The sequence below is a fragment of the Salinivibrio sp. SS2 genome (assembly GCF_001722075.1).
Classification (GTDB): domain Bacteria; phylum Pseudomonadota; class Gammaproteobacteria; order Enterobacterales; family Vibrionaceae; genus Salinivibrio; species Salinivibrio proteolyticus.
Genome location: NZ_MEBP01000139.1, coordinates 1 through 15,526, shown reverse-complemented (window position 1 = coordinate 15,526; position 15,526 = coordinate 1). Strand labels below are relative to the sequence as shown.

Sequence of the window (15,526 nt, the reverse complement as noted above, 5' to 3'; positions counted from 1 at the left end):
CTTCCATCCCACCATTCTTGGACTTCCAGTTGTAGTATGTCGCATCAGAGATGCCATATTCGCGACAGACTTCGTTGACCTTTCGGCCTGCTTCGACTTCCTTCAAGATCTTTACGATTTGTGTTTCTGTGTAGCGTGATTTTTTCATCATGCGTTCTCCGTTTGTTTCAGTGTAAACGGAAAACCTCTAATTGCTAATGACCAGTTTTTTGGGGAGGGTTACAGTTGGACCAAGCGCTTTAATGTCTCTAGGCTGCCCGATGCTTAAATGGGCTTTAAGGCATCTATCACCATAGGGGTAGTGGTTTTGGAAAGGGGAGTAACGCCAAGCTTTGGAAAAATGTGACGTTCCAGAGAGCGCCATATGTCGGTCGCGTATCCCTCAGTCACTTGCTCTTTTTTCAGCTCGAACCACTGGTAGGCAACTTTCTCTAACGTATGTTCGGTGAATGCAATCTCTTGCGTTTGTTGCTCTTCACGGTGTTCCTTAGGATCGATGTTTTGAGCGAGGAGGGCTCTTGCATCCATGGTCGCTTTACGCGCTTGAGATAGGGTAACAGTGGGATAGGCACCGAGGCTGAGGTTGGTTCGCTTTTTGGTGAATGGACGCAGGTAGTTAAAAAGCCAAAGCTTAGAGTCGGTTGGTTTAACTCTAAGTTTTTGATTTTATTTTAGGTAATAAAAAAGACGCCTTAAAGGCGTCTTTTCCAATCGATTGGTGGAGCTGGCGGGAGTTGAACCCGCGTCCAGAATCAGTCTAACCAATGGCGCTACATGCTTAGTTTGTCTTTAATCTCGTCAGTGTGCTGCGGACAAACACGCCACACAAAGACATACCCGACTTAGATTTAACGCTTCAGCTTTCGGGTCAAAGCATCCACGCGATCCTGTTTGGTTTTGACTATCCTTGATCCCCGTCCTACAGGCGAAGGCTAGGGAGGATAGGCACTCAACAGGTTATTAAGCTGCTAGTGCGTAGTTTTCGTCGTTTGCGACTATTTTTTTGCGGCTTTTTACGAGGCCAACCGCCCCTCGGCATGCTCCACGGGCCTTCTCAATCCTGTCGAATCCTGAATCAGCCCCAGAGTTTGGACGGCAGAGTCTAACATATTGATCTGCCGCGTCAACGATTAACGTGCTGCGTTTTTCATGATTCTGGCTTTTTGACGCTGCCAGTCTCTGTCTTTCGCGGTATCGCGTTTATCGTGAAGTTTTTTACCTTTTGCTAAGCCGATTTTGAGCTTGGCGAAGGATTTTTTCCAGTACAGGGAAAGAGCCACGACTGTGAAACCATCCCGGTTAACCTTTCCGATCAAGGTATCAAGCTCACGACGCTTAAGCAAGAGCTTGCGTGTACGCTGAGGATCAGCCACCACATGGGTGGAGGCCACATTAAGCGGGGTGATGGTTGCCCCGAACAAAAAGGCTTCCCCGTCTTTCAGCAACACATAACTTTCGCTGATATTGGCTTTACCGGCACGGAGAGATTTTACTTCCCAGCCTTGTAGCTCAAGCCCGGCCTCAAAGTCATCTTCGATGAAGAACTCATGGCGAGCTTTTTTATTCAGCGCGATGGTGTTACTGCTTGCTTTGTTCTTTGCGTTTTTCTTAGCCATAGTGGGCGCATTATAAAGGCTATGTGTTGAGGAATGAAAGGATTATCGCACGAGCCTGAGTGAAGCGCATCTGTATTTGTCGATACACGCGACTGCACGCTTTGGTGAATAGATGCGGCGGTGGTATGATTTCGCGGTTAACTTGCAAGGAGTCCTTATGCCGCAAATTATCCGCTCGGCTTTAGTGCCTTACAGTGCTGAGCAAATGTTTGCCTTGGTGAATGATGTTGAGGCCTATCCACAGTTTTTGCCTGGGTGCGTGAGCACACGCTTGATTGAGCACACTGACACAACCATGGTGGCATCGTTAGACGTGGCGAAGGCAGGCATTAAGAAAACCTTTACGACCAAAAATTACTTGGTGGAAAACACGCGCATTGATATGACATTGGTCGATGGGCCATTTAAACGGCTGAGCGGAGGTTGGCGTTTTACACCGCTTTCCAGCGACGCCTGTAAAATTGAGCTCGATCTTGAATTTGAGTTTACCAATCGATTAGTTGAAGTGGCGTTTGGTCGTATCTTCAGCGAGCTAACAAGTAGTATGGTGAAAGCATTTACTGAACGAGCGAAAACGATCTATGAGTGAAGAAACACTACTCCGTGTTGAGGTGGTCTACGCATTGCCGAATGAGCAGCGGATTTTTAATTGTGTGGTGAAACCGCAATCGACCGTTGAAGAGATTATTCGCCAATCTGGTGTGCTGAAAGCTTACCCAGAGATTGATTTAGACAACAATAAAGTCGGCATCTTCAGCCGCACCGTGAAGCTGGATGCACAAGTGCGTGATGGGGACCGTATTGAGATTTATCGCCCACTGCAGGCAGATCCCAAAGAAATTCGCCGACGCCGAGCGGAACGCGCGAAGCTAGAAGGAAAAGCGGATCCTGTTACGGGTGGACGCGTGGATACTCAGCGCAAGCGCTCTTAACGCCGTCAACGGCTTTCGCAACGAACATGAAAAAACGCCGACTCTCGGCGTTTTTTTGTATCAAGAGAGCGCGGATAGTTGTCTTGTTAACGCATTAGTCTCGATAGACGTGTTGTAAAAAATGCGTCAAACGTTCGGTAACTCGTTCTGGTTGCTCAAGGTTAGCAATGTGTCCTGCCTCTGGGATCAGTGTGAGTTCCGCGCCTGTGATCTCATCTTGCATCAAATAGCTCTCAAGCGGCGGACGAGCCACATCGTGTTGCCCCACCATAATCAGCACGGGCAATGCTAATTTGGCGAGAGCATCGATTTGATCGCGACGGTCAAAGGTAAGGCGGCCAATACGCGCGACGGCGTTAGCGCGATCGCCTTCAAGTTGCTGGAGCGAGTGATGGAAAGCGTCGACGAAGTGCGGTTGCTGTGCCAGCGTGGTGGGGGCGAAAAACAGTGGCACGATGGCGTCGAGAAGCGGCGCGGGGACATGCTGGACTTGCTCGATAGTGGTGAGCATTCCCATGTATTTTTGGTGCGTTACCTCGGGCTCGCGACCGACAAAGGTGTCCATTAACACCAATGCTTTCAAACGCGAAGGCGCTAACTGAGCAAACTCAACGCCCCACATTCCGCCAACGGACAGACCAATGAGCGTGATCTGTTCAATGTTGAGGTGATCGAGCAGTGCGAGCATGTCTGCCGCAATATCAGCGAGCGAGTGTGTCTGCTCGGGCGCATCGTCAGAGCTCCCGTGGGCCCACAAGTCAGGCACAATGCAACGGTAATGGCGACTTAACACTTCAACCTGAGGCGCCCACATGGCACTGTCCCACAGGTAGCTATGGCCGAATAACAGAACAGGCCCTTGCCCAACATCTTGGTAAGCAAGGCGTTTTCCATGGTGTTCGAAGATATGTTTCATAGTGTGATAGCTAAGCGTAAAAGCTTAAGACTACCACGAACGCGAAGGCAGAGGAGCTCCGCGCAGTGGCGATACCGCGCGGAAACGTGAATTATTGGACGGCTTCGAAAAAGCTTTCACCCGGCGTGAAGTCACCATCGACCTTGACTAACTGGTTGTTGTCATCAAAAGAGAGCACGAGATCTTTTTGTGTTGGTGCTTGGTGACCAGGCTGTTGCCATTGGACAAAATACCACGTGTTTGGGTAGCCAGATTCGACCAGCATAGGAGGGCCGAGTAAGAACTTAACCTGCTCTTTGGTCATGCCAAACTTAAGTGAGTCTACGGCTTTTTCTTCGATGTAATTGCCCTGATTGATATCGACGCGATAAACCAGTTTCTCGGCGTAAGAACAGCCAGTAATGGCAATTGCCATTAGGGCAGCAATGGCGGCTTTAGTCCAACCCATAGTTAACATCTTCACTGTCTCGTTGATGGCAAATAATATCACTCACACGCAAATCATTCCGTGGATACAGGCTTTTTCGTCCCTGACGAAAGGCGGATGAGTATAAACAAGCTCGGAATATATGTAAAAAACCTGCTCGCGACTAGCGATTGGATGGGAAGAATCGAAAAAAGTTCGCCCCAAAAAGAGAAAAAGGCGACACGCTCACAGGTTTGTGAGGTGTCGCGAATCGGTGAGAGCCATGGGTTGACGCATGCTATGCGGCAACCAACAAGTCCTCGGCATTGGCCAGCGTGCGTTCGGTGATCTCACTACCGCCGAGTAGGCGTGCCAGTTCATTGATACGTTCGTCGCGGGCCAACGGATACATACGGGTCGTTGTGGTGCCTTTTTCTGTTTGCTTGGCGACAAACATTTGCTGATGCCCGCATCCGGCGACTTGGGGTAAGTGTGTTACGCACATTACTTGGGTCGATTGGCCCAATTGACGGAGTAACTTACCGACAATCGCCGCTGTTGGACCACTGATACCCACATCGACTTCATCAAAGATCAGACTTGGGGTTTCCACTTTTTGGGCGGTGATTACTTGAATGGCTAATGAAATCCGAGATAACTCACCGCCAGAGGCAACCCTTGCGAGCGGTTGCAGCGGTTGACCCGGGTTGGTTGACACCAAAAAGGCCACCGCATCTCCCCCTAAGGGACTTAGGTGAGTGTCGGCTTTGTTTTCGACTTGGATTTCAAAGGTACCGTGCTCCATGCTCAGTTGGTGCATGCTTTGTGTGATCAGTTTATTAAGCTCACGGGCATAACGACGTCGGCTTTTACTGAGTTTTTCTGCCGTATCCAAACAGGCGGCAAAATGCGCATCCACGTCGGCTTGGAGCTGCTCAATCGCCTCATCATTATGGGCTAATTTATCCAGTTCTTGGATCAGTTGTTGGTGCGTTTGATAAAGCGCCTCGGGTTGCACATGATGTTTGCGTGACAAGCTCATAATCGTGCTCATACGCGCATCAAGATATTGCAGACGTTGCGGATCCATGTCTAACCGGTCGAGATAACTGGTCACTTCTTGACTCGCTTCTTGCGCTTGAATGCGCGCTTCTTCAATGAGCGTGGCTAAGGGCTCAAATTGGCTATCCAGTGTGGCCAGTTCAACCAAGCGTTGCTGTGCGGCATTTAAAAGGTTGAGCGCATTAGCGTCTTCGTTATCACTGAGCAAATCCACGACCGCTTGGCTTGTCATCGCAATATCGCCGCTGTTTGATAAGCGCTTGTGTTCTTCTTCAATCTGCTGGTATTCCTCTTCGCCTAGTGCCAGCTCGTTCAATTCGCCGACTTGATATTCCAGCAGTTGTTGTTGTGCATCGAGATCGTCTTTTTTCTTGATCAGTGCCTTTAACTCGTTTTTAGCACGACGCCAACGTTGGTAGCGAGACGCCATCTTATCGAGCAGTGATTGGTGTCCGGCATATTGGTCGAGCAGAGTGATCTGGTGTTCTGGGCGCAACAGTTGTTGGTGAGCGTGTTGACCATGGACATTAATCAGTAGTTGTCCTAGGGCTTTTTGCTGTGAGGCAGGAACAGGGTTGCCGTTAATGTAAGCACGAGAGCGGCCTTCTTTGGTAATCACGCGACGAAGAATACAGTCGTCGCCGTCTTCAAGCTCATTGTCTTGCAACCAACGACGTGCCGCACTGTTTTGTTCGAGGGTAAAACTGGCGGTGATCTCTGCGCGTTTTTCACCAGGGCGAACCATATTGGCGTCCGCGCGGTCGCCTAGGCAAAGGCCGAGCGCATCGATAGAAATCGATTTACCTGCACCTGTCTCTCCGGTGATCGCCGTCATTCCTTTACTAAACTCCAACTCCAAGGATTTCACGATGGCAAAGTTTTGAATGGTCATATCGGCTAACATAGGAAAACACCTGTATCTATCAACAACTGTGTATAGATACAGTATATACTGTTTTTACATCCAGTGAATATGTAAAAAGAAGAATTGTTCCTTCTGGGAGTTTCCGCACAAAAATTGCACACCAAAAAAGCAGGCGAACCTGCTTTTGTGCCCTTTTACGGCAAGGGAAGCGATTAGAAGAGTTTCGACGACCAGCCTAGTTTGGTGCGTAACGTGTTGTAATAATTGTAATCTTTGGGGTGGATAAGCTTCAGCGTGGCCGGGCTTTTATAAATATGCACCTCGTCGCCAGGGTTCACGGGAAGAGAGACTTGTCCGTCGCAACTGACTTCCAGCGTGCCGCGGTTATCGGGCGAAACCAGCAGTTTAATGCGGCGGTTGCCATCGACGACTAACGGACGGCTGGATAGGGTGTGAGGGAACATAGGGACCAGTGAAATCGCGTTTAGGCTCGGAGAGAGAATAGGGCCGCCTCCCGATAAACTGTACGCCGTGGAGCCGGTGGGAGTTGAAATAATGATCCCGTCGGAGCGCTGAGAAAAGGCAAACTGTTCGTTAATGTAAACTTCAAACTCAATCATATGCGCCACTTGCCCTGGGTGGAGCACTGCTTCGTTCAGTGAGGCATTATGACTTTTGACTTGGTCATGACGGTGGATCTCGGTTTCGAGTAAGAACCGATCTTCTTCCATATATTCACCGCTCAAGACGGCTTCAAGTGCGTTTTCGAAGGCGTCGGGATCTAAGTCGGTCAAAAAGCCCAAATTGCCCCGATTCACCCCAATCACCTTAATGTCACTGCGCGATAACACGCGTGCTGCGCCCAGCATATTACCGTCGCCCCCGATCACGATGGCCAAGTCAGCGTGTTGACCAATCGTAACAAGATCCAAGTAATGCGCATCGGGTAACCCCAAGTTAGCGCTAAGACGCGTATCAATGCACACCTCATAGCCACGCTCCGTGAGCCAGTGGTAAAGGCTAATATGCGTGTTCACGGCCTCTGGATTGCGGGGCTTACCGATAAGCGCAATGCGTGTAAAAGGTGTCGACATAATGCAGATCCTGTGTCTATTTGTGCCCAGTATAACGCGGCAAAATCGCGATTGTCGTGATTTGGGTTGGCCTGATGGTTGAATCGTGAATATTCATCCCCATAATAACCCCGTCAATCAAGTTGAATAGTCCCAGTGGCGTGCTGGGCAATGCCATTTGTGTCGGAGTGATCATGAGCGAAGAACAGAAAGTGAAGCAAGAGCAGGAAGCCGTAAAACAAGCGCAAGCTGCTGAAGCCAAAAACGCAGAGCAGGCCACTGAGCAACAAGTGAGCGGTAACGCGGCGGATATCGAAGACGCCGAGACCGAGGCCATGATTGCACGTATTACCGAGCTTGAAGCCGCACTTGAAGCCAGTGAAGCGAAAGTGAAAGAGCAGCAAGACAGCGTGCTGCGTGCCCGTGCGGATGTCGACAATATGCGCCGTCGCACCGAGCAAGAAATCGATAAAGCGCGTAAATTCGCGCTCGAGAAGTTTGCCGGTGAGCTGTTGCCCGTGATTGATAACATGGAGCGTGCTGTCGAGATGGCGGATAAAGAAAACGAAGCCATCAAGCCTATGGTTGAAGGGGTGGAGCTTACTCTAAAAACCATGACTGATACGGTTGAAAAGTTCGGCCTAAACGCGATTGATCCGCAAGGTCAGCCATTCAATCCTGAACTGCACCAAGCGATGTCAATCCAAGAAAGCGCTGAGCACGAGCCAAACACCGTGATGATGGTGATGCAAAAAGGTTACGAGCTAAATGGTCGCGTCGTGCGCCCAGCGATGGTGATGGTATCTAAAGCACCACAAGGCAACGTTGACGAAAAAGCGTAACAAGGTCTGACGTCGAAAACGTCAATAAATACAGGCCTTTTTGTCAGCCACTCGATATAAAAGGCCTAAAAAATGCGGTTTTTTTTATCGCAGGCCTTGAAAACAAGCATGCTGCCCTTATTTAGATTGCAGCGTTAAATAAAAATTTGCAGTGAGGGGTTGAACCTCTCACGGTTACCCCCACATAGGGTGTAACGCAATAAAGCCACAGAACGAATTTCGGAGAGCACCAGATGGGTAAAATCATTGGTATTGACTTGGGTACAACCAACTCATGTGTCGCTGTACTAGACGGTGAAAAAGCACGCGTGATTGAAAACGCAGAGGGTGATCGTACAACACCTTCAATCATCGCTTATACACAAGACGGTGAAACGCTAGTCGGTCAACCTGCAAAGCGTCAGGCGGTGACAAACCCAGAAAACACCCTGTTCGCGATCAAACGTTTGATCGGTCGTCGTTTTGAAGACGAAGAAGTACAGCGCGACATCAGCATCATGCCATACAAAATTGTCAAAGCTGACAATGGCGATGCGTGGGTTGAGGCGAAAGGCCAGAAAATGGCTGCACCTCAGGTCTCTGCTGAGGTTCTGAAGAAAATGAAGAAAACCGCTGAAGACTTCCTCGGTGAGGAAGTGACTGGCGCGGTTATCACAGTACCTGCTTACTTTAACGACTCTCAGCGTCAAGCAACTAAGGATGCCGGTCGTATCGCAGGTCTAGAAGTTAAGCGTATCATCAACGAGCCAACTGCAGCCGCACTGGCCTATGGTCTAGACAAGAAAGGCGGCGATCGCACTATTGCAGTTTATGACTTGGGTGGTGGTACCTTCGATATCTCTATCATCGAAATCGATGAAGTAGATGGCGAGCAAACGTTCGAAGTACTGGCGACTAACGGTGACACGCACCTAGGTGGTGAAGACTTTGATAACCGTCTGATCACTTACTTGGTCGACGAGTTTAAGAAAGAGCAAGGCATCGACTTGCGTCAAGACCCATTGGCGATGCAGCGTCTGAAAGAAGCGGCAGAAAAAGCGAAAATCGAGCTCTCTTCTGCACAGCAAACTGACGTTAACCTGCCTTATGTGACTGCGGATGCTACTGGTCCTAAGCACATGAACATCAAGGTAACGCGCGCCAAGCTTGAGTCTTTGGTTGAAGATTTGGTTCAACGTTCTCTTGAGCCAATGAAAGTTGCTCTGGCAGACGCCGAGCTGTCTGTTGACGAAATCACTGATGTTATCTTGGTGGGTGGTCAAACCCGTATGCCAATGGTACAGGCGAAAGTTGCTGAGTACTTTGGTAAAGACCCACGTAAAGACGTGAACCCTGATGAAGCGGTTGCCGTTGGTGCGGCAGTGCAAGGTGGTGTACTGTCAGGTGACGTAAAAGACGTGCTACTCCTTGACGTAACGCCTCTGTCACTGGGTATTGAAACCATGGGCGGTGTGATGACCAAGCTCATCGAGAAGAACACCACGATCCCAACTAAAGCGAACCAAGTGTTCTCGACGGCGGAAGACAACCAAAGCGCGGTAACTATCCACGTGATTCAAGGTGAGCGTAAGCAAGCCATGCATAACAAATCACTGGGTCAGTTTAACCTAGAAGGCATTCAGCCTGCGCCACGTGGTGTGCCACAAATCGAAGTGACCTTCGATCTTGATGCTGATGGTATCTTGAACGTGTCTGCGAAGGACAAGCAAACGGGTCAAGAGCAGAAAATCACCATCCAAGCGTCTGGCGGCTTGAGTGACGAAGAAGTTGAGAAGATGGTTCAAGAAGCAGAAGCGAACAAAGAAGCGGACAAGAAGTTCGAAGAGCTCGCAACTGCACGTAACCAAGCGGATCAGCTGGTTCACGGCACCCGTAAGCAAGTTGAAGAAGCCGGCGAAAAACTGCCAGCAGAAGACAAAGAGAAGATCGAAACAGCGATCTCTGAGCTTGAAACTGCGCGCAATGGCGAAGATAAAGAAGCCATCGATGCGAAAGTACAAGCACTGGTCGCGGCTTCATCAAAACTGATGGAAATTGCTCAGCAGCAAGCACAAGCTGAGCAGGCGCAACAAGACGCCGGTGCAGATTCAGCGAAACAAGACGATGACGTCGTTGACGCTGAGTTTGAAGAAGTCAAAGACGACGACAAGAAATAAGCGAAAGCGCTGTCGTTAGTAAGCACGGGCGTAGGGGAGCAATCTCCTTCGCCCGTCGTTTTATCAAACCGTGATTTGAACGTCTTTGTTTTGTTGACGTAAACAGGTGCAGTCAGACCATGTCAAAAAGAGATTTATATGAAGTGCTCGGTCTAAGCCGCGATGCGGGCGAGCGCGATATTAAAAAAGCCTATAAGCGGCTGGCGATGAAATATCACCCAGACCGTAATAAAGGCGAAGATGCCGCTGACCAGTTCAAAGAAATTAAGCTGGCGTACGAAGTGCTGACCGACCCACAAAAACGCGCTGCCTATGATCAATATGGCCACGCAGCCTTTGAACAAGGCGGTATGGGTGGCGGCGGCTTCGGCGGCGGTGGTTTCGGCGGTGGCGCTGACTTTAGCGATATTTTTGGTGACGTATTCGGCGATATATTCGGCGGAGGGCGTCGCGGTGGTCAGCAACGCGCGCAACGTGGTGCCGATCTGCGCTATAACATGGAGCTAACGCTTGAAGAGGCGGTCCGTGGCGTCAGCAAAGAGATCGAAGTCCCGACCTATGTAGGCTGTGATACGTGTCATGGCAGCGGCGCCAAACCTGGCTCGCAAAAGCAAACCTGTGGTACCTGTAATGGTATTGGTCAGGTGCAAATGCGCCAAGGTTTCTTTGCCGTGCAGCAAACCTGTCCAACCTGTCATGGTAGCGGCTCCATTATTAAAGACCCTTGTAACAGCTGTCATGGTCAAGGTCGTGTGAAAAAGACCAAACACCTGAATGTGAAAATTCCAGCTGGCGTCGATACTGGGGATCGTATTCGCCTATCAGGTGAAGGTGAAGCCGGAGAAAACGGTGCCCCAGCGGGTGATTTGTACGTACAAGTACACATTCGTGAGCACCATATTTTTACCCGTGATGGCAATAACCTGTACTGCGAAGTACCGGTTAGCTTCACAATGGCCGCACTCGGTGGCGAAGTTGAAGTCCCGACGTTGGATGGCCGTGTGAGCTTGAAAGTGCCGGCCGAAACGCAAACGGGACGCATGTTCCGGATGCGCGGTAAAGGCGTACAATCCGTACGTGGCGGTGGTATGGGCGATCTTATTTGTAAGCTGGTGGTGGAAACCCCTGTCAAATTGAGCAGCCGCCAAAAAGAGCTTTTACAAGAGCTTGAAGAGTCATTCAGTGGAAGCGAAGCGAAAAAGCATAAGCCAAAATCAGAAGGCTTTTTCGATGGCGTGAAGAAATTCTTCGATGACCTTACCGGGTAAAAAGTGCCACGTGTCCAAAGAACACTAAGATAATGAATAGCCAGCCTCGCGCTGGCTATTTTTTTATCCTTTCGTCGACCGCTGTATATGGGGAAGCGGACAATCTTTATGGTTTGATTGCGCGGCAATTAGCCCGCTCGGGTATAAGGTCAATACCCCACAGGGGTCGTTGTTTTGCGCGCTTTCCTGACGTGGCGTAGCAGTGACATAATAGCTTTTTGTTTGCCCATGGACTGCAAAGTTGTAGCGTTCAGATAGCTGACAGTTTTCGCACAGCTTATCTTTTAACTCAGTTTGGTCGCTGGAGTTAGGAAAGGATTGATGGGTAATAAAATGATCTTCTATCCACCCTTGCAGCTGAACCAGATTACGCTTTGCATGTTGCCTTTCTTGTTGCTGTTTGTAATGAGAATAGGCGGGTAACGCGATGCCTACCAACGTAGCAATAATGGCTACCCCAAACAGTAACTCGACTAATGTCACGCCTTTTTGTAAGCGTGAGATACTGTTAAAGCTCATTTTTGTTAGCCTCTCGAAGACTCTGTCACTAAAACGTCATCCAGCCTAGGGCAGTGGTACTCTCATCATCAATCGGTGGGCGATTAACTTGGGAGGCAGTATGCGTTTTATCCCTCATCTGAAGCGGCTTTCTCATGGCTTTACTTTAATTGAGTCACTAATCGCGCTTGCTGTGCTGGCGATCACTTGCAGCATTGCGTTTCCCAACTTTCAAAAAGCGCGCCAAGCGACGTTAATTGCCAATGACAGTGCGGCACTCACCAGTTTGTTTCAATTGGCTCAAAGCCGAGCCGTTAAAGAAAGTCGTCCGTATGTTGTCAGTTTCGTGAGTGAGGATGGGGTGGATTGCATTGTTGCCAAAGCAGAGCCAGTGTCCACAGCCCGAACATCAGCAGGCCGACAGCCAACGTCTCTCGACTGTCACCAAACCCAAGCCTTGATGGTGAGGTTAGATAAACAGGTCACGCTAAAACAGAAAGTTAAAGAAGAGTGGCAAGTACAACCTGACGGCGATTTATTCACGATTGACTTTCGCACCCAGCGGCCAAACCTCAACCTCACACTGGGATTAAGCACCGCAAAGAGCCAACAGCCAGACTATATCGTGCAAATCCGTCAGTACCTTGGTTTTAGCCATTGCAAAAATAAAGACAACACGACTTGCCGCACTGAGGGTGAAAACGATGCGAGTAGTTAATCAGTGGGGGTATGGTTTACTCGAACTGCTGATCGGTTTATCGGTTAGCCTGATGGTCATGTTGGCGGCATTGTCGATGATGACGTCTGCCAGTGTGACTCAAACCCGTCTTGATGCGAAGACTAACTTGTCCCTTGAGCTAAGCCGCTTACTGACCATGATGGAGGCCGATATTCGTCGAGCCGGATTGTGTTATCAGTGTGGTGAGACAGCAGCGTTCCAAGTAGATAAGCATCTGATTTTGATTGACGACACTGGCAGCAACAATCAGGGGCAATGCATTCGGTTTGCCTACCAACAGACGGGCGTCGTTCCTCAGTTGGATGCAGGAAAAGATGATGTCAAAGGCTTTCGGTTTGATGCTGATAATCAGGCTGTAGAAATCTACGAGAACCACGACGATACATCCAACTGGACGTGTCAGTCCGGTTACTGGCGAGATATCTCTTCACGCAACATTGTGATTGATAACCTGACTTTTGAGCGCAAAGAGGTGATCACGTCCAACCATCGCACCGTCACGGCCCTAACCATCACCTTATCTGCCGCGTTAAAAGAGGCCCCACACACGCAAGAAAGCTTATCTCGAACCCTAGTTTTACGTAACACAATGAGGCAGTTATGAGAAAGACACAGACCGGTATTGCAACGCTCGTTGTGGTGGCCAGTATTGCTTTGATTGCTCTGTTGATAGTGTTTGGCGTGAGTCGGCGTGCGATCAATGATATCCAGCAAGCGCAGGCACGAATTAAAACGCAAGAGTACCTCTCTCGGGCTTGGGCGGGGTTAGATTGTGCGGTGGCAAAAATCTATCAAGAGGGTCTCGATCTCTCATCCGGTGAGGCGGCCGAAGGGCTGACTCAATTATCAGAGTGCCAAGGTGTGGCTGGAAGTCGATTAGAGCTAGCGCCTTGGCCAAACAATCCCTCGTTGTGGCGGCTAAGTAGTCACTCACATCAGCAGGAGGTTGGAGTCACATTGCAAGGCGCGGGAGGCGGTCGCGCGGCGGCATTTGTCACGTCTGGTTCGGCGTTATTTTATGGATCTCATGACTGGCGGCCGGCGAAGGGCAAAAAACGTGACGATGATAGCTATGAATGTCAGTCCATTATTGCCGGTGGTGATGTAACGATAAGCCCAAAAAAGCCAAGTGAAAAAGATAAGAGTAATCACGAAAGCGAAAACACATTTACCGTCCACTTAGAAGTGGGCAAAGGATGTGCAAAAGACTATAGAACTGAGGTCCATTATGGCGAAGTTGCTGATAGCCGCGATGAGACAAGGAAGCTGCTCAAAAAAGATGTACAAACCAATGTGAAGGACATGGATCTTTTCCAAGACTTTTTTGGTGTCCCGCGTTCACAGTGGCGGCTTGCCAAACAGCAGTTTGAGGAAAAAGGCGGAACCATCGTTGACACGCATGGCGATGCATCGAAATGTTATGAATCGGTCTACAATGCGATGGAACAGGGGAGCGGACAACCTAACGTGAAAGTCTGGATTGATGGGCCTTGTGACTTAAGTCGTGGAGGAGAAGAGAATTTGCCGAGTGGCCCACACGTCCCACCCGTGTTGTTGGTTGTACAAGATGGTATTATGGCACTTCGTGGTACGATCGATCCCTTTAACGGCGCAGTGTATCAGTTTAATCCCACTATTCAGGCCAATGAATTTGCAAAACAGTGGGGGATGACTGAGAAAGGAAGTTCGGCCTCCTGCTCTTATCCCGCCACTACAAATACTCAAATACTCTGTCAAATTATTACTGGAAATATCAACACGTTTGATGAGGCAAGCCGCGTCCCATTTTGGTTTGATGGCAGTTTTATAACTGAGGGTGCATTTATCATCGATGTGCCCGATGGCAATGCCGTCATTAATAGCTCGTTAGTTGCCAAGTATGACGATGACAACAAGCATGCTAGTTTTCAGGGGCTCGGGCAGTTAAGGCCCTTACCCAATAGCTATTACAACCTAATACCACCCAGTGGAGGGTAAAGGCGATGAAGTCTCAATCTGGCTTTTCATTTTTAGAGATAATGATCGCGCTGGTGCTGGTCTCTGTCACGGGGTTAGGGCTGTATAGCCTCACCGCAGAGATTGAAGCTCGGCAATATAATGCTCGGCTAGCCGAAGGAGCCATGCATATTGCCAGTGATCAACTCGCCCTTTGGCAGCGCATCAACACTGATACACCATGCTCAGCAAACAATGGAGAAATGATTGGGCTTTCAAATATTGCCGGGTGCTTGATTGAAACCAAAGAGACGCCTTACCAACTAGAAGCGAAAACCACAAAAACCTTAATGGGGGAGACAGGCCCTTATGCTAAACAGTTGGAAGTCATTGTAAGTTGGAAAGATAGCCGAGGGATTTCCCAGTCGTTAACCTTTTATTTTACCGCTTCTATCCATCGCCATGGTTAAACCCAGCCCCTTTAATGCACCCTTTTGTGTGTTTTTTGTTCGGTCGGTATTTTTTCTTTAAAAACCCCTTGCGTCATAAAAATACCTCTCTATAATGCGCTCCTCGTTGGCACGGCAAACCGCGCTAACAAACGGCAGCAAAGCCAAGTAAACAAAAAGCTTGACTCACTGCCTCGGTGGCGTAAAATGCCACTCCCGCTCAAGATTGAGCGACGCTCTTTAACAATTTGACCTATGCAATCTGTGTGGGCACTCGTTGAGAATAGACAAAAAGATTTATTCGATGAACTGAGTGACCAAACGACAACTTTTACAGTTGTTCGGCACAGTCAATTCGTTTTTCTCTTCGGAGATAAGCAGTAATCAGTATTCATTGAGCTGAAACTTCGGTTTCGAAAAAACTTTAATTGAAGAGTTTGATCATGGCTCAGATTGAACGCTGGCGGCAGGCCTAACACATGCAAGTCGAGCGGAAACGGCAGTATTGAAGCTTCGGTGGATTTACTGGACGTCGAGCGGCGGACGGGTGAGTAACGGCTGGGAACCTGCCCTGACGAGGGGGATAACCGTTGGAAACGACGGCTAATACCGCATAATGTCTACGGACCAAAGGTGGCCTCTACATGTAAGCTATCGCGTCGGGATGGGCCCAGTTAGGATTAGCTAGTTGGTAAGGTAACGGCTTACCAAGGCGACGATCCTTAGCTGGTTTGAGAGGATGATCAGCCACACTGGGACTGAGACACGG

General features: G+C 49.3%; 17 protein-coding genes, 1 rRNA gene, 1 other RNA gene and 1 pseudogene. 10 read left to right on the top strand and 10 right to left on the bottom strand.

What is annotated here, in order from left to right; all coding sequences use genetic code 11:
- The 5 genes and pseudogenes from BGK46_RS16525 to smpB all read right to left on the bottom strand — a co-directional run.
- Nucleotides 1-148 (bottom strand): transposase (locus tag BGK46_RS16525; RefSeq protein WP_139130807.1); only part of this gene is annotated, 148 nt, incomplete at its 3' end.
- A gap of 116 nt (nucleotides 149-264) precedes the next feature.
- Nucleotides 265-456: a phage integrase central domain-containing protein gene (locus tag BGK46_RS18045; RefSeq protein ID WP_371440509.1), complete on the bottom strand. Its 192-nt coding sequence runs from the start codon at nucleotides 454-456 to the stop codon at nucleotides 265-267.
- Nucleotides 457-480: 24 nt separating this feature from the next.
- Nucleotides 481-645 (bottom strand): annotated as a pseudogene (locus BGK46_RS18040) (integrase arm-type DNA-binding domain-containing protein); the annotation flags it as partial.
- A 71-nt stretch (nucleotides 646-716) separates the two neighbouring features.
- Nucleotides 717-1,083: a transfer-messenger RNA gene (ssrA, locus tag BGK46_RS16515) on the bottom strand.
- A 47-nt stretch (nucleotides 1,084-1,130) separates the two neighbouring features.
- Nucleotides 1,131-1,616, bottom strand: a complete 486-nt coding sequence (smpB, locus tag BGK46_RS16510; RefSeq protein ID WP_069591156.1) for an SsrA-binding protein SmpB — start codon at nucleotides 1,614-1,616, stop codon at nucleotides 1,131-1,133.
- Between the two features lie 157 nt (nucleotides 1,617-1,773).
- On the opposite strand from smpB, the gene BGK46_RS16505 reads away from it, so the two are divergent.
- A complete protein-coding gene (locus tag BGK46_RS16505) occupies nucleotides 1,774-2,205 on the top strand; it encodes an SRPBCC family protein (protein ID WP_069591154.1) in 432 nt (143 codons plus the stop codon).
- Nucleotides 2,198-2,548 (top strand): RnfH family protein, encoded by a 351-nt coding sequence (locus BGK46_RS16500; RefSeq protein ID WP_069591153.1) that lies wholly within the window; start codon nucleotides 2,198-2,200, stop codon nucleotides 2,546-2,548. The genes BGK46_RS16505 and BGK46_RS16500 overlap by 8 nt, the downstream gene beginning before the upstream one ends.
- 94 nt (nucleotides 2,549-2,642) lie before the next feature.
- On the opposite strand, the gene BGK46_RS16495 is transcribed toward BGK46_RS16500, so the two are convergent.
- From BGK46_RS16495 to nadK, 4 genes are all read right to left on the bottom strand, one after another.
- A complete protein-coding gene (locus BGK46_RS16495) occupies nucleotides 2,643-3,464 on the bottom strand; it encodes an alpha/beta fold hydrolase (protein ID WP_069591151.1) in 822 nt (273 codons plus the stop codon).
- A 91-nt stretch (nucleotides 3,465-3,555) separates the two neighbouring features.
- Nucleotides 3,556-3,912 (bottom strand): outer membrane protein assembly factor BamE, encoded by a 357-nt coding sequence (gene bamE, locus BGK46_RS16490; RefSeq protein WP_069591158.1) that lies wholly within the window; start codon nucleotides 3,910-3,912, stop codon nucleotides 3,556-3,558.
- 256 nt (nucleotides 3,913-4,168) lie between these two features.
- Nucleotides 4,169-5,836, bottom strand: a complete 1,668-nt coding sequence (gene recN, locus BGK46_RS16485; protein WP_069591149.1) for a DNA repair protein RecN — start codon at nucleotides 5,834-5,836, stop codon at nucleotides 4,169-4,171.
- Between the two features lie 173 nt (nucleotides 5,837-6,009).
- Nucleotides 6,010-6,891 carry an NAD(+) kinase gene (gene nadK, locus BGK46_RS16480; RefSeq protein WP_069591147.1) on the bottom strand — a complete coding sequence of 294 codons (882 nt, stop codon included), beginning with the start codon at nucleotides 6,889-6,891 and terminating at the stop codon, nucleotides 6,010-6,012.
- Between the two features lie 173 nt (nucleotides 6,892-7,064).
- On the opposite strand from nadK, the gene grpE reads away from it, so the two are divergent.
- The 3 genes from grpE to dnaJ all read left to right on the top strand — a co-directional run bounded on the left by grpE (nucleotide 7,065) and on the right by dnaJ (nucleotide 11,136).
- A complete protein-coding gene (gene grpE, locus BGK46_RS16475; protein WP_069591145.1) occupies nucleotides 7,065-7,712 on the top strand; it encodes a nucleotide exchange factor GrpE in 648 nt (215 codons plus the stop codon).
- 233 nt (nucleotides 7,713-7,945) lie between these two features.
- Nucleotides 7,946-9,868, top strand: a complete 1,923-nt coding sequence (gene dnaK / locus BGK46_RS16470) for a molecular chaperone DnaK (RefSeq protein ID WP_069591143.1) — start codon at nucleotides 7,946-7,948, stop codon at nucleotides 9,866-9,868.
- A gap of 119 nt (nucleotides 9,869-9,987) precedes the next feature.
- Nucleotides 9,988-11,136: a molecular chaperone DnaJ gene (gene dnaJ / locus BGK46_RS16465; RefSeq protein WP_069591141.1), complete on the top strand. Its 1,149-nt coding sequence runs from the start codon at nucleotides 9,988-9,990 to the stop codon at nucleotides 11,134-11,136.
- Between the two features lie 63 nt (nucleotides 11,137-11,199).
- Here the strand turns inward: dnaJ and BGK46_RS16460 are convergent, their stop codons facing one another.
- Nucleotides 11,200-11,655 carry a type IV pilin protein gene (locus BGK46_RS16460; protein ID WP_069591139.1) on the bottom strand — a complete coding sequence of 152 codons (456 nt, stop codon included), beginning with the start codon at nucleotides 11,653-11,655 and terminating at the stop codon, nucleotides 11,200-11,202.
- A 100-nt stretch (nucleotides 11,656-11,755) separates the two neighbouring features.
- Between BGK46_RS16460 and BGK46_RS16455 the strand changes: the two genes are divergently transcribed.
- From BGK46_RS16455 to BGK46_RS16435, 5 genes are all read left to right on the top strand, one after another.
- Nucleotides 11,756-12,352: a pilus assembly FimT family protein gene (locus BGK46_RS16455; RefSeq protein WP_069591137.1), complete on the top strand. Its 597-nt coding sequence runs from the start codon at nucleotides 11,756-11,758 to the stop codon at nucleotides 12,350-12,352.
- Nucleotides 12,339-12,977 (top strand): hypothetical protein, encoded by a 639-nt coding sequence (locus tag BGK46_RS16450; RefSeq protein ID WP_069591135.1) that lies wholly within the window; start codon nucleotides 12,339-12,341, stop codon nucleotides 12,975-12,977. Before BGK46_RS16455 ends, BGK46_RS16450 begins: the two co-directional genes overlap by 14 nt.
- Nucleotides 12,974-14,350: a hypothetical protein gene (locus BGK46_RS16445; RefSeq protein ID WP_069591133.1), complete on the top strand. Its 1,377-nt coding sequence runs from the start codon at nucleotides 12,974-12,976 to the stop codon at nucleotides 14,348-14,350. The genes BGK46_RS16450 and BGK46_RS16445 overlap by 4 nt, the downstream gene beginning before the upstream one ends.
- Nucleotides 14,351-14,355: 5 nt before the next feature.
- On the top strand, nucleotides 14,356-14,778 hold the full coding sequence (locus BGK46_RS16440) for a type IV pilus modification PilV family protein (protein WP_069591131.1): 423 nt from the start codon (nucleotides 14,356-14,358) through the stop codon (nucleotides 14,776-14,778).
- Nucleotides 14,779-15,182: 404 nt separating this feature from the next.
- Nucleotides 15,183-15,526 (top strand): 16S ribosomal RNA (locus tag BGK46_RS16435); the annotation flags it as partial.